Annotated in this window: 15 protein-coding genes and 1 pseudogene; 4 read left to right on the forward strand and 12 right to left on the reverse strand. The window is 71.5% G+C overall.

From position 1 onward, the window contains the following. Window positions 1-243: 243 nt before the first annotated feature. Window positions 244-885, reverse strand: a complete 642-nt coding sequence (locus tag ACFW2E_RS24205; protein ID WP_384469167.1) for a cyclase — start codon at window positions 883-885, stop codon at window positions 244-246. Between the two features lie 281 nt (window positions 886-1,166). After that, the gene (locus tag ACFW2E_RS24210) at window positions 1,167-1,703 is read right to left on the reverse strand and encodes an SHOCT domain-containing protein (protein ID WP_384469168.1); all 537 of its coding nucleotides are present in this window, start codon (window positions 1,701-1,703) and stop codon (window positions 1,167-1,169) included. A gap of 439 nt (window positions 1,704-2,142) precedes the next feature. Here ACFW2E_RS24210 and ACFW2E_RS24215 point away from each other — a divergent pair, with 439 nt between their 5' ends. After that, the gene (locus tag ACFW2E_RS24215; RefSeq protein WP_384469169.1) at window positions 2,143-2,433 is read left to right on the forward strand and encodes a hypothetical protein; all 291 of its coding nucleotides are present in this window, start codon (window positions 2,143-2,145) and stop codon (window positions 2,431-2,433) included. A 32-nt stretch (window positions 2,434-2,465) separates the two neighbouring features. On the opposite strand, the gene ACFW2E_RS24220 is transcribed toward ACFW2E_RS24215, so the two are convergent. The 8 genes from ACFW2E_RS24220 to ACFW2E_RS24255 form a co-directional block, all read right to left on the reverse strand. Continuing rightward, window positions 2,466-2,783: a hypothetical protein gene (locus ACFW2E_RS24220; RefSeq protein WP_384469170.1), complete on the reverse strand. Its 318-nt coding sequence runs from the start codon at window positions 2,781-2,783 to the stop codon at window positions 2,466-2,468. A 111-nt stretch (window positions 2,784-2,894) separates the two neighbouring features. Continuing rightward, window positions 2,895-3,923 (reverse strand): TIGR01777 family oxidoreductase, encoded by a 1,029-nt coding sequence (locus ACFW2E_RS24225; RefSeq protein ID WP_384469171.1) that lies wholly within the window; start codon window positions 3,921-3,923, stop codon window positions 2,895-2,897. Between the two features lie 53 nt (window positions 3,924-3,976). Beyond that, window positions 3,977-4,255 (reverse strand): hypothetical protein, encoded by a 279-nt coding sequence (locus tag ACFW2E_RS24230; RefSeq protein ID WP_384469172.1) that lies wholly within the window; start codon window positions 4,253-4,255, stop codon window positions 3,977-3,979. Further along, window positions 4,252-5,106 carry an ANTAR domain-containing protein gene (locus ACFW2E_RS24235; protein WP_384469173.1) on the reverse strand — a complete coding sequence of 285 codons (855 nt, stop codon included), beginning with the start codon at window positions 5,104-5,106 and terminating at the stop codon, window positions 4,252-4,254. Before ACFW2E_RS24235 ends, ACFW2E_RS24230 begins: the two co-directional genes overlap by 4 nt. 132 nt (window positions 5,107-5,238) lie before the next feature. Next, complete coding sequence (locus ACFW2E_RS24240) at window positions 5,239-6,132, reverse strand: phosphorothioated DNA-binding restriction endonuclease (protein WP_384469174.1); 894 nt, start codon at window positions 6,130-6,132, stop codon at window positions 5,239-5,241. Window positions 6,133-6,180: 48 nt separating this feature from the next. Next, window positions 6,181-6,600, reverse strand: coding sequence for a hypothetical protein (locus ACFW2E_RS24245; RefSeq protein ID WP_384469175.1), 420 nt, complete (start codon window positions 6,598-6,600; stop codon window positions 6,181-6,183). Continuing rightward, entirely contained in the window at window positions 6,597-7,031 is a 435-nt protein-coding gene (locus ACFW2E_RS24250) for a MarR family winged helix-turn-helix transcriptional regulator (RefSeq protein WP_384469176.1), read from the reverse strand. Before ACFW2E_RS24250 ends, ACFW2E_RS24245 begins: the two co-directional genes overlap by 4 nt. A 67-nt stretch (window positions 7,032-7,098) precedes the next feature. Then, window positions 7,099-7,566 (reverse strand): winged helix-turn-helix transcriptional regulator, encoded by a 468-nt coding sequence (locus tag ACFW2E_RS24255; RefSeq protein ID WP_384469177.1) that lies wholly within the window; start codon window positions 7,564-7,566, stop codon window positions 7,099-7,101. Between the two features lie 94 nt (window positions 7,567-7,660). Between ACFW2E_RS24255 and ACFW2E_RS24260 the strand changes: the two genes are divergently transcribed. Next, window positions 7,661-8,182 (forward strand): PaaI family thioesterase, encoded by a 522-nt coding sequence (locus tag ACFW2E_RS24260; protein WP_384469178.1) that lies wholly within the window; start codon window positions 7,661-7,663, stop codon window positions 8,180-8,182. A 193-nt stretch (window positions 8,183-8,375) separates the two neighbouring features. Here the strand turns inward: ACFW2E_RS24260 and ACFW2E_RS24265 are convergent. After that, window positions 8,376-8,577 (reverse strand): annotated as a pseudogene (locus ACFW2E_RS24265) (NPP1 family protein); the annotation flags it as partial. A 147-nt stretch (window positions 8,578-8,724) separates the two neighbouring features. Between ACFW2E_RS24265 and ACFW2E_RS24270 the strand changes: the two are divergent. Beyond that, the gene (locus tag ACFW2E_RS24270) at window positions 8,725-9,078 is read left to right on the forward strand and encodes a WhiB family transcriptional regulator (RefSeq protein ID WP_384469179.1); all 354 of its coding nucleotides are present in this window, start codon (window positions 8,725-8,727) and stop codon (window positions 9,076-9,078) included. 35 nt (window positions 9,079-9,113) lie between these two features. On the opposite strand, the gene ACFW2E_RS24275 is transcribed toward ACFW2E_RS24270, so the two are convergent. After that, entirely contained in the window at window positions 9,114-11,117 is a 2,004-nt protein-coding gene (locus ACFW2E_RS24275; protein WP_384469180.1) for a BTAD domain-containing putative transcriptional regulator, read from the reverse strand. A 338-nt stretch (window positions 11,118-11,455) separates the two neighbouring features. On the opposite strand from ACFW2E_RS24275, the gene ACFW2E_RS24280 reads away from it, so the two are divergent. Beyond that, the coding region (locus ACFW2E_RS24280) for an ATP-binding protein (protein WP_384469181.1) at window positions 11,456-12,701 on the forward strand (1,246 nt) is incomplete at its 3' end.

Here is a 12,701-nt window from a genome sequence, read left to right on the forward strand (position 1 = left end):
CGCGGGACCCCCCCCGCACACCCCGCCGCGGTGTGGTGTTGGCGTGGCGGGGCGGATTGGGCCCGCGGCGGGTGCGGGGCCCGGGGGGGGTGGTGGCCCGTCGTCGCCCCCGCCCCCTGGGCCGGACGACGGCAGGGCTGCGCTCTGCCGTCGTCGGCTGTCGTGGGGCACGTGCCGCGGCCCCGTCGCGGAGGGTCTGCCCGGTCTTCGGGTGCTGCCTCGGTGTTCCGTGGAACCGCCGGATCAGCTGATGGTCGTCGAGGTCAGCACGGGGTTCGGGGAGGGGTAGCAGGACGTCGGCACGCTGACGGTGACGAAGAGGATCGGGACGCTGGCGGTGAAGGTGAGGCCGGGGCTGCCGAAACCGGAGCCCGCGAGCTGGGTGTCGACGGTACCGCCGGACGCCCCGGCCGTCAGGTCCAGGGTCAGCGCCGGAAGGGTGAACGTCTGCCCGCCACCGATCGGTCCGGGCACCGACATGACGATCTGTCCGCCGGTCACGGAGACACTCGGGGTCCCCGAGCCGGTCCCGGATCCGCCGGAGAGATGGGTCCCGGTCAGCGTCGCATTGGCGGGCACAGGGGCCTTGAGGGTGATGTTCTTGATCGACTTGACGGTGTAACCGCTCACCGATCCGGGCACGGTCATCGACTGGGTCGCGAGGGTGACGGAGAAGGAGCTGCCGGATGCGACCGTGTCCGGCGCGGTCGCGTCGACGCCGGCCGAGAGGTCGAAGGTCTGTGCGGAGCCGATCGGCGGTGTGGCCTGACAGTGCATGTCGAGGTTGGTCTCGGCCGCCGACGCGGGGCTCGCGATGAGACAGGCGAGCGCCAGACCGGCAGTCACCGCCATCGGGTTGCGTAAGCGCGCTGATCTCGGACTCATGGCCGTCCTCCTTGGGGTTTGGGAACGCATCGCGCGGGGGTGCCGCCCGCTCCGCGTGCTCGTGTACGCGTCGATGCGGGCCATGTCGCGTGCATGACAGCACTTCGGCTGTGGGATGTACAGGGGTGTGCAACCGTCCCCGTTGCCCACGCGCGTCTTGTCCGTGGAGGAGAAGAGCGCGTGGGGCGGGGAGGGCGAGGGTTTCCGGCCACGGTCGTGTCACTGAAGGGCGTGCGAGTGGCCCGCCCCTCACGTCGGCCATGGTGTGGCCTCGCCCTACGTCACATGCGAGCCAGGATCTCGGTCTTCTTGGCGGCGAACTCGTCCTCCGAGAGGATGCCGGCGTCCCGCAGCTGCGCGAGCTGCTGGAGCTGTTCGACCGGGGCGGGCGCCGGCGCCGCGGGCGGGGCCGCCGGCGGGGCCGCGTGAGGGGCTACGGCAGGGGTCTGGCCGGGGGTGGGAATTCTGCCCAGGATCAGGTCGGTGAGCAGGGACTTGATGCCGGGAGCGGCATCGTGCGGTACGCGGAAGTCGATCGTGTTGCCCGAGGCGACGACCACGACCTTGGTGAACATCAGGCCGTCCCGCTTGGTCACCACACTCGAGACGTTCTTCACGGGGATCATCTCGCTGCCCGCCCTGCCGTCCCGAACGCCGGTGGCCAGAAGGGACATGCCCCCCGTCAGGAGGCCCGCGGTGAGCTTCTTGCCGCTCACTCCACGGCCTCGCACCCACTCGATCCGATCGTGGTAGATGGCCACGTCGGCGTTCTTGCCCTCGATGTGGCTCTTGAAGGTCATGAGCGGCGCGCTGTGCACGGAGACTCCCGTCCGAAGGTGAATGAATTGTGAACCAAATGTGTGCGCTGATCATAAGCACAGGTCAGCCGCATGCATAGAGGCTCCTCGGACCCCCGCCGACGGGAAGCCCACGTGCACGGACCCAGAAGCAAATCGATGTGCCCGATCGAGGAAGGACGGTTACCTTTGGCCCCGTTCAGGTGCGCAGGTTGCGGCTACTTCTCCTCTCAAGAGGGTGACGCGGGTTCAAATCCCGCCGCCGGTCCCGACCGGTGTCGTCCAGCGGCCAAGGATGCCAACGTCGCCGCCGCCGACTCCGATCTCTGAACACACAGGCGCGAGCCGCCCGTCACGGGGGAACCCGGCGGGCGGCTCCGTCGGGCCGGCCTGCTCGCACCGGCAGGGGAGCCGATCCGCTGATGCGCATGTTGCTCCGTGCGGTGACAGGATCGGTTCCATGAGCACCGAGACGGACTGGGTGTACCGGGTCGACGAGCCGCACGGCTCGCAGGGTTGGCGGCCCTACGGCAGCCAACCCGAGCGGTGGCGGGGGACCGTCACCACCGACGACCCGGAGGAGGACGCCGAGTACGTCGCCGCCCTTGTCCTCACGGATCTGGTGACCGAGTGGAAGATCCACGGCATGGGCGAGCAGCACGTGCGCGTGATCGTCTGGGAGAACGAGGAGGGCGACGGCCCCGAGGACGCGGCCCTCACCGTCGAGATCCAGCCCGAGATCGCGGAGTGACCGGATCCGGGCCGTGGATCCCTGGTTCGAGTTCATACGGCCGTGGCGAGGAACGGATCCGTCCGCCTCGGACGGACCGCCGTCGGCCCAGCCCGGACCCTCCCCCTGCGGACCTGCCGCCAGGCCTCGGCGAACAGCTCGGGGAGCGTGCCGGGGAGCAGATCGAAGTCCCGCACCTCGCTCCCGTCGGCGCTCGGTTGCGCTCCGATCGGAGGCGCTTTCCGGGACTCCAGCGGCGGCGACGGCTTCTTGGCGTGTGCCCACGGACCGGGCTGGAAGAGGGAGCGTCCCACAGGGGTCCGGCGGTCCTCCACCACCAGGACGCGCGCCACCGGTTCCGCTGCCGCCACCTTGCGGCGGCCGGGGTCCAGGCGTTCCAGCGCCGCACGTTGCGGTCCGGCGGCACGGTGAGGACGACCGGCCTCGATGTCCGCCGTGCGCTTCCGCGGCAGACGCGAGCCCTACGACCCCCCGTCGGATCCCCGCGTACCGTGCACCGAGGTGGACGCGACCGCTCCGACGTCCCGACGGGTCGCGCGACGGCAGAGACGCAACGCCCTGGCCCGCCGAACGAGTTCTGCGGCAGCGCTGTCCCATGCGGTGTACGCGAAGTCGAACCCAGCCGCGCTCAGTCGGCCCGGCACCACCCGGCGGCTCTTGAGCAGCAGTTCCGTGTCCGAGCGGATGGCGAACGCCCCCAGCTCCGCCATCCACCGGGTCGCCGGCAGGCCCACCGGGACGCCCCAGGCCGCGCGGAGCGCCCGCATGAACTCCCGGTGCGGGAGGGGCCCCGGTGAGGCGAGGTTCACCGGCCCTTGGAGATCGTCCCGTTCGATGAGGAATTCCACCGCCCGCACGAAGTCCTCGTCATGGATCCAGGAGACGTACTGCGCGCCGCCGGCGACCGGCCCGCCCAACCCCAGCCGCGCCAGGCGCAGCAGTACGTCGAAGACCCCGCCCCGGTCCGGGCTCATCACCATGGCCGAGCGCAGCGCCACCTTCCGCGTCGTCGGCGTCTGTGCCTCGGCCTGCGCCCGCTCCCAGTTCTTCGCGATCTCGACGCTGTACGCCCAGTAGTCCGGCACCCCGGTCTCCGAGCCGCCGATCACTCCTGTCGCCTCGTCGTGCGCCGCGTCGTAGCGATGGGCGTAGATCGTCGCGGTGCTCATCTGGAGCCAGACTCGCGGTGGCCGAGCGGCCGCGGCGATCGCCTCGCCGACGACCCGCGCCGAGTCGACGCGGGAGTCCATCATGGCCTGCAGGTTCTCGGCGGTGTAGCGGCAGGAGACGCTGCGCCCGGCCAGGTTGATCACCGCGTCACAGCCGTCCACCGCCTCGGCCCAGGGCCCGAGTGTGCCGCCGTCCCAAGCGATTTCACGTTCCCGCCGCGGGTTTCTGGTCAGCACCGTCACCTCGTGGCCGGCCGCCGTCAGCGCCCGGTCCAGGACCGTGCCGACCTGTCCGGTCCCTCCGGGCAGCACTACCTTCATCGAGCCCCCTCAACTTCGGTGGGCACAAGCGTAGCCCACGGAATTGAACGCGTTCAAATGATGAGGGATGCGGGCCGGACCGGATGTTGCTCCCGTGGCTCGACGTGGAAGACCCGGCCGCGGTCCGGTTCGCGCGTTCGCCCCTGGCCGAGGCCGTCCGGAGTCTGCGGGCGCGGTACATTCCGCGGCGCCCTGCCGAACAGCAGCCCTTCCTCCGTCGGTCCGCCGCGGTCGTCGTGGGCCTTGGCGCGGGAGTGGACGTCGGCTCGGGCGCGGGACGCCTGGTAGCGGCGGACGGTGTCCTCGCCGCCGTCCGTGGTGGGTCCGTTCACGCGTGGTGGGCGGTGGCGTGGAGGTGCTCCAGGGCATCGAGGACGACCGTGCGGCGGTGCCAGGAGAGCCAGCGGCCGACCGTGGCGCCAAGAGTCTGCAGGGCGTCGAGCCGGGCTCGGCTGAAGCCGGCCAGCGGCTGGGAGTGATGGGAGGAGATGACCCCCAGCGGAGTGTTGCGCTCGTCGAGCAGGGGGAGGCTGTGGCAGGCGCGGCTGCCGGCGTGGAGGATCACGCGCCGCGACTCCTCGTCGAAGACGGGGGCGGTGGCCACGTCGTGGACGGTGATCTGCTGCCGTTCCCGGGCGGCCTGGGCGCAGGAGGTGCCGGAGTTCTCGACGAAGGTGAAGTAGTCGGTGAACTCCCGGCTCAGGCCGGTGTGTTTGGCCAGTCGCAGCAGATTGGCCTCGGCGAGCTGGATGTTGCCCATCGTTGTCTCGGTCACGTCCAGGACGCGGCGGAGGGCGCTGTTCAGGACGGTTCCCTGCGAGGCGGGGAGATAGGTGTGCTTGGGCAGTTGGAGCCCCGGCAGCGGGGGAGGGCTGGTACGGACGCGGCCGGGGAACCAGACGGCGGCCCGGTGCCCTGGGCCGGGAACACTGACGACCGCGTTGGCGAGGGTGTGCAGCTTGATGTTGTGTCGCTGGGAACTGCGGCGCAGCAGCTCGAACCCCTCATGCTCGGTGCGCAGTCGGTAGCGTTCCATGAGGATTCCCTGGGCGACCGAGACGGCCGCGTGGGCGAGCATTCGGTTGCGCAGTTCGGTGTTCTGGCGGCGAAGCCGCTCGATTTCGTCCGTGTCACGGGTCGGTTCATGGCCGGCGAGTGCACGAGCGTCGGTTTCCTGGCGCAACGGAGCCGTCCCTTTCACTTGGGTAGCAGACTTGTCCACGCGGGCATGCGGGACCGCGTGGTGTGCCTGCTTCCCAAGCACGGGCAGAGCCTAGCCTCTTCGCCGGGTTCGTGCCTATGCCACCTGGAGTTGTCAGGCGGCGGTGGCAGGACGTGGGCTGCCGCGGAAGACCTGACCGGTGTGCCAGTCCCGGTGCGTGGCCGCGACAGGCCGTGCGCCCGCCTGTGGGCCGATGAGCGGCCGGTCCACGAGCGCGGTGACGTGCTCGCGGGCGGCGGGGCTGTGGCCGACGAAGCGATGTGAGACCAGGATCCGGTGGCCGCTGCCGACACCGAGGACGCCCTTGTCGAAGAGTTTGTGGTGCAGCGAGCACAGGCACAGCCCGTTCTCGATGTCGTCGGGTCCGTCGAACGCCCACCAGCGCACGTGCGCGGCCTCCAGTCCGACGGGCACGGTGTCGATCCTGCCGTCGTAACCGCAGAAGGCGCACCGGTACTCGTAGGCGGTCAGGACGAGCTCTCGCATCCGTGGGTCCCGGCGGCGTCGCGGGGCCGAGTGTCGCTCGGTCCGCCCCGGTTCGAGCTCCAGGCCGACGGCTTCGAGCAACTCGTCGTGGAGGGACGGCGGGAAGTGCAGTTCGAGCAGCAGTCGTGCCATACGGCCGAGCAGGGACGGTTCACGCCGAAGCGCCGACCTCAGATCCGGCGCGAGGCGTCCGGCGGCACCGGTCACCCGGAGGTCACGCACCCCGCTGCCGGGGCTGCCGGGCCCGCGGTCGGTGCGCACCTCCCACACTCCGTCGCTGACCAGATGATGGAAGGGGTAGGCCGGTGTCGTCCTGTTGGGCGGCCCGTACTCGGTCAGCAGGCGTTGCAGGTCCTGCTCCACCGCGCTGTATCGCAGCGCGCCGTCGGCATCCTCCTGGAAGCGGCCGAGCGCGTACAGGAGCAACAGCGGTTTGTGCGGAGCACGCGTCCCGCTCCTGGACCACTGCCTCAGCCTCGCGGTGCGCTCGAGCCAGTCCATGGCCGGTGATCATAGTGAATCGCCCGGCCTGGTGGGGTTGTTGGCGTATTACCAGGGGAAGGGCTCGAGGTCGGGCTCGACCCAGCCGGTCCTGGCCGGGGCGCTCGCCAGCGTCGAGGGCCGGTAGAAGCGGTTGAGCAGCCTCTTGTCGAGCAGTGCGGGATGCTGCTCGGCGAAGGCGCCGAAGTCCGCCGTGTCCGTCCGGCCCGCGTGGTGGCCCACCAGTTCGACCCATGCCCGGCTGACCGTGGCGTTGTACTTCTGCGGCGCGCCGGCGTAACGGGCGGTTCGCCGGATGCCGTCGCTGACCAGGACGACCGCCGCGTCGGTACCGTGACGCCGTACGGCGAGCCAGGTCAGATGGATGTGCTGGCGGTGTCCGAACCGCTCGGCGGTCGCCATCACCTCTCCCATCAGCTCCTGGAAGGGTGAGGATTCCTCGTGTGTGCCGTTGCTTTCGGTGGTCACGACCCCTCCTTGATCAGGGCGTCCAGGACGGCACGGAAGCCGGCCATCGCCCCGGCGGGCAGGCCGTCCAGCGCGCGGCTTTCAAGATCTGCCAGCGTCTGCTCGATCAACGACGCCGCCGTACGCCCGGACCCGGTGAGTTCGATCAGCACCGAGCGGCGGTCGCCGGCCCGTGTACCCCGGGTGATGTGACCGCGGCGTTCCAGCCGGTCCAGCACACTGGTCAGCGTCGTGGGACGGATGCCGACAGCGGCGCCCAGTTGGGACACGGTGCGACCCCGGCCGTCGGCGAGGTTGGCCAGCGCGTTGATCTCGGAGGCGGTCAGGTCGAGGTCGACGAGGGCGGTGGAGATCAGTTGCAGGGTGGCATGTGTCGCGCGCTGCAAGGTCAGCAGCACCGACTGCCCAGATGGTACGGATTCGGATGTCACGATTTCGGATATTACGAAATCGGATCACTGTGTCGCAAGCCCGCAGTCGGACAGGGGCGGGGGGCGGTCAGTTCAGTCGGCGGGCGCCTGGCCCCGGGCGCGCGGAGACTTCCTTCGGGGTCAGGGCCACGTGTTCCTCCGCGCACTCGACGACGACGCGCACCGGCGCCCCGCACTCGCCGTGGCGCAGGTCGAGCACGGGCCCCTCGGGGTCGGGGGCATACGTCTCGCCCCACTGGCGCAGCGCGACCAGGACCGGCCAGAGGTCCCACCCCTTGCGGGTCAGCCGGTACTCGTTCCGGGAGCGGCTGCCAGGCTCCCGGTAGGGCGCGGTGACGAGGATGCCGGCCGCGGTCAGCTTGCGGAGCCGATCACTCAGGACGGCCTCCGACAGGCCGATGTGCCGCCGGAACTCGTCGAACCGGCGCACGCCGTTGGCCGCGTCGCGCAGGATCAGCATGGTCCACTTCTCGCCGACCACGTCGAGTGTGCGCTGGACGGTGCAGTTCTCGGTGCTGACCTCAAGCCACTCCATCCACCCATGGTAGGGGGCTGGCTTCGTCATTGACAGTCAGGTGCACGCACAGCTAGCTTCGATTGACGCAGTCAGCCGGGGAGGCGTGGGAGACATGGGACGGACGCGGACGTACGAGTGGGACGACCCCGCGGTCACGGCGGCGGCCCTCGGGGCGGCCTCCGGCCTGGACTTGCTGCGGGAGATGCGGTCGGGCCGGCTGCCGGCGCCGCCGATCACGGCCACCCTGGACTTCACGCTGGACGAGGTGGAGGAGGGCCGGGTGGTCTTCTCCCTGCTGCCCGGTGAGGAGCACTACAACCCGATCGGCAGCGTGCACGGCGGCGTCTACGCCACGCTGCTCGACTCAGCCGCGGGCTGCGCGGTCCACTCCACGCTTCCGCCCGGGGTGGGCTACACCTCGCTCGACCTGACGGTGAAGTTCCTGAAGCGGGTCACGGTGGACACAGGCAGGGTGCGGGCCATCGGCACGGTGATCAGCCGGGGCCGTCGGACCGCGCTCGCCGAGGCCACGCTGGTCGACGCACAGGACCGCCTGCTGGCCCATGCCACCAGTAGCTGCATGCTGATCCCGGTACCCTCCACGGACGCTCGCGAGGAGCGCCCCGGCAGGTAGATCGTCGCGTCCGGCCCGATGCCTCCCGGGCACCCGGCGCTCCCGGCGACCGTTCACCACCTCCGCCCGTCGGTGACGATCGGTCACTCCGTGCCCCGACACGGCGAATGCGCCGTGCGGGGTGCCGCGGTTCGGCCGTCAGGCGTCGGGGCCGGAAGGGATGCCCGCCGGCTCGGAGTGTGCCAGGGCGTACCCGCACGGAGGAGCGGGCGGCCACCTGGCGGCTGCCGCGCTGGGACACCGACACGTACCGGACCTCGTTGTTGTTGATCCGCGTCACGACGTGCTCCCGGTCGTGAGTGTGCCCGATGGCGGCCGGTCCGAGGGTCGCCCGGTCCTTCTCGAAGCAGCCGGCGTACATCACCGCACCGGCCGTCGTCGCACTTCTCGCGGGAACATGACCGCGGGACCCCTCACCCGCCCCGGCCCAGAGGCGGTTTGTCACCCGATGGGATGGGGTGCCTGTTGCGGGTGTTCCCGTCCGGGGCGGGGTTGTCGTACGGTCTCGAAAACGCGTCCCACCTCAGGTGGGCGGGGGCCAGATGGGCTTGTTCGGGGGAGAGGACGGCATCGGGGTGGAGACGAAAGAGGAATGGGCCGGGCACGCTGCTTGCCGGACGGCCGATCCGGACGCGCTGTTCGTCGAGGGGGCCGCTCAGCACGCGGCGAAGGCCGTCTGCGCGGGATGCCAGGTGCGGACCGAGTGCCTGGCTCACGCCCTCGACCAGCGGATCGAGCACGGGGTCTGGGGCGGCATGACGGAGCGGGAGCGGCGCGCGCTGCTGCGGCGCCGGCCGACGGTGACCTCCTGGCGCAGACTGCTGGAAGCGGCACGTACGGAACACGACCGCGAAGCCGACCCGGGCAACGGCGAGGGCTGGACCGGGGTCTGTTGATCCGTCACCGGGCCAACGCGATCCGTCTGTTCTGCTCACCGCGGGCGGCATCCGCACCGCTGGATCCGACGCGGGTGACGCCTGCCCAGGATGGGACGCCTGCCCCGTACGGTGCCGGCGCCCGCTGCGGGATGCGGTCGACGGGGCGGCTTGAGCGCCGCGCGCAGTGGTGTCGGCACACCGGTGGACAGGGCCGCATACAGCGCTGCACCGGCGAACACCAGCGCCTCTCCCGTTGACAGGAGCACACCTGCCCGCAACGCCACGTGCAGGCGTCGGGCAGCCTCCCGGCCCGGAAGGCCGCTGACTTCCAGCACCTCGTCGAAGCGGAACCGTGGCCCGATGAGGGCGGCTTGGCGCAGCAGATCGGCGACCGGCTCACCGAGCCGGTGCACGAGGTCGCGGGCCACCCGGGCCAGGCCGTCCGGGAGACCGTCGGCGAGTTCCTCCGGATTCATCGGGAGCGATCCCGCACGGAGGGCGACGAGCGCTTCGACGAGCAGGGCGGGGCGGCCGGCGGTGAGGCGCAGAAGGTCCGCGGCGGCCTCGGGGACGGCACGGCGGGTGGCCAGTTCGGCGACGGCGTCAGCCGGCAGCGGCTCCACCGCCAGGTGGTCGGCGTGGCTGGTGATCGGAAGCAGGCCGGCGGGGACACCGTCCTGTCCCGCGGCGACGAGAAGCAGGAGCCGGTGCCCATGGGCAGCGGCGTACAAATGCCGGAGTGCCGCCAGGGTGGCACCGGCGGCGACGTGCGCATCGTCCACCGTCAGCAGCAGCGGGCGGCGCGCAGCGGTACGAAGGATGAAGGCGGTCACCGCGTCCGGCTCGCTCCCGGACGCCCCGGAACCGCCCTGCGCCGTTGCGTGGGCCGGGTCCAGCAGCGACTGAATCTCTGGAATGCGTTCCCTCAGCGGCTGTTCGAGGCCGGCAGTGTCCTCTTCGACCTCCTGTGGGCGGGCGGTGCCGCAGTAACGAGCCACCGCTTGGGTCAACGCGGACACACCGAGCAGGTTCGCGCCCTGCGCACATTGCACCTGGAGCACTGCGGCGCCTTGTTGCTCGACCTGCCGGGCGAAGGCCGAGAGCAGGGCTGTCGTACCCATGCCGGCGGCGCCCCGGACCACTACGACCGTGCGCCTTCCGGTGACTGCGGAGCGCCACGCGGTGTGCAGCCGGGCGAGTTCCTCCTGCCGTCCGACGAGGGAGCCGCAAGCCCCCTTGCCGGCAGCGGGGATCGAGTCGTCGCCGTCCGGCGAGTCCACGCGGCGGCCGCCCAGAACGGCCTGGTGAAGCGCCGTCGTGCGCGGGTCGGGATCAGCCCCCAGCTCCGTACGGAGCCTATGGCGCAGTGCTTCGAACGTCAGCAGCGCGGCGCCCGGCGAACCCAGCGCGGACTGGGCTCTGATCAGCGCACGGCACGCCGACTCGTCATACGGGTCGGCGCGCAGGGCCGCCGCTGCCGCCTCGGCGGACTGCCGATGGTCTCCGAGGCGTGGCGCGGCGGACCAGACGGCGTGGCGGGCTCGGCGCAACAGCCGTTCCACCTCGTGTTCGAGCTGCTCGGTCCAGGGTGCCGACGGGAACCCCTCCGCGGCTTGTCCGGCGCTGAGCAGGTCCAGCGCGCTCCGCGCCGCCACCTGGCCGAGCGTCGGTTCGCCGCCTGCGAGGTGGCGTTCGGCGGTCATCACCAGGTGAGCGGCCTCGTCCAGGTCGACCCGCCAGCCGGTGGTGTCGAGCCGGTAGCCGGCACCTACACGATCCAGGCACTGGCCCACCAGTCGGCGCAGCCTGCTGATCAGCGCGGCGACGGTCTGCACCGCGCTGGGCGGAGCCCCGTCGGGCCAGAGCGTGTCGATGATGGTGTGCATGCCGACGACGCGGTTGCGGTGGGCGGCAAGCAGCCCCAGCAGCGTGGAGGCCCGGCCCCGGGGTACCTGCGGCAACGGCACGGACGCCGACGGGCCCACGAGGGCGAGCGGCCCGATCAGGCGCAGCCGTACGTCCCGGTTGCACGGCCGGCGGGCAGAGGGCGATGACATGGCGAGGCTCCTTGCTGCGGGCCGGTGAAAGTCACCGGCCCATCGCACTGTCACCCGGTCGGCCGGCCGCGTACCAGTGACGCCCGGGACAGACCTTCCTCGCTTCCGGCCGTCGGGCCTCGTCGTCGGCCGACATCTCGTACCGGCCGGTGCGGCCGGGCGTCCCGTCCGGCGCGGCGGCTGCGCCGTGTCCCGCGAAGCCGACTGAGACCTTTCCATGTCCCGAATCGTGGGTAACGGGACCCGCCGGACAGCCATGGCTCCGTCCCCGGCGGCGGTTGCACCAGGTCCGAGCGGATCCGTCCACCGTCCGCCGGGTCTCCCGAAAGGTGTCCGCGATGTCTTTCACGCCCGCCACGGCCCGCGGAACCGGCAGTCCGGAACCGGCTGCTCTCACCACCCGCTTCGCCCCGTACCGCGCGCATCCCGACAGCCCGGCGGCACCCCGCACCGCCAGGGGCAGGATGGCCGTGCTTGCGCTGCCCGCCGCATTCTCCAGCGTCCCCACCGCCCGCCGCTTCGTCGCGAACATCGTCGCGCGGTGGGGAATGGGTGCGGAGATCCGGGACGCCGCCGAGCTGGTGGTGAGCGAACTGGCCGGCAACGCGGCCCGTCACGGCTGCTCGGAGATGACGATCCGGCTGGCCGACGGGAACGACCGCCTGCATGTCACGGTGCACGACTCCGGCCGACCACCGGAGGAACGCCACGGCCACGGGGCCGGCGGTCCGGACGAACACGGTCGGGGACTGGCGATCGTCCGCTCCCTGGCCCGGTCCGTCGTGGTCAGCCGGGGCCCGGGCGGCTGGCGCGTGGACGTGGTGCTGCAAGTGCCGAGTCCATGGTCCGCGAGGGAAGAGACGGACGACGCCGTACCGCCGGAGCACGGCCAAACGACCGTGCTCACCAGCGCCGTACGCCTGAGCACCGCTGCTGGTGAGGAAGCACCCGGTACTGGCGGACCTGGGCGCGGCCGCCCGTGCAAGCCGTGTGCAACGCAGACTCCGATCCTGGTCACCGGGTCTTCCGATCGGGTCGGCAGGGGAACTCCCATGAGCGGCCCGGCCCGATCGGACGGCCCGTACGCATGCCGCCGAGCGGGAAGGGACCCTGTGAGCACGAACGGTGGGCGCCGCCGTCACTGGCGTGAATGGCTCAGCGAGTTCGCCGCCACGGCGATCCTGCTGTTCGTGATGGTCTCGCTCTTCCGGGTGCTCCATGGCGCTGACAGTCCTCCGGCGCACATGATTCCCTCGGCCGGGAAGCTCGCGATCGGCGCCTTGGTGAGCGGCCTGACGGTCGGCCTGCTCGTCGCCTCGCCCTTCGGGCGTTGTTCCGGCGGTCACCTCAACCCGGCCGTGTCACTGGCCTTCTGGCTGCTGCGGGCCCTGTCGGGACGTGATGCCACGGCCTACATCGCGGCCCAACTGGCCGGGTCCACGGCCGGTGTGGCCGCGGGGCGGCTGTTGTGGGGTGAGCAGGCGGCTGCCCCGGCGGTGGGGGCCGCCCCCCGCAGGGGGGGCGCCGGCCGGCCGGGGGCCGGGGGGTTCATAGCCGCGGCCCCGGCCCCCCCGGGCCCCGGGC

The organism is Streptomyces sp. NPDC058964, assembly GCF_042741275.1.
In the GTDB taxonomy this organism is placed as follows: domain Bacteria; phylum Actinomycetota; class Actinomycetes; order Streptomycetales; family Streptomycetaceae; genus Streptomyces.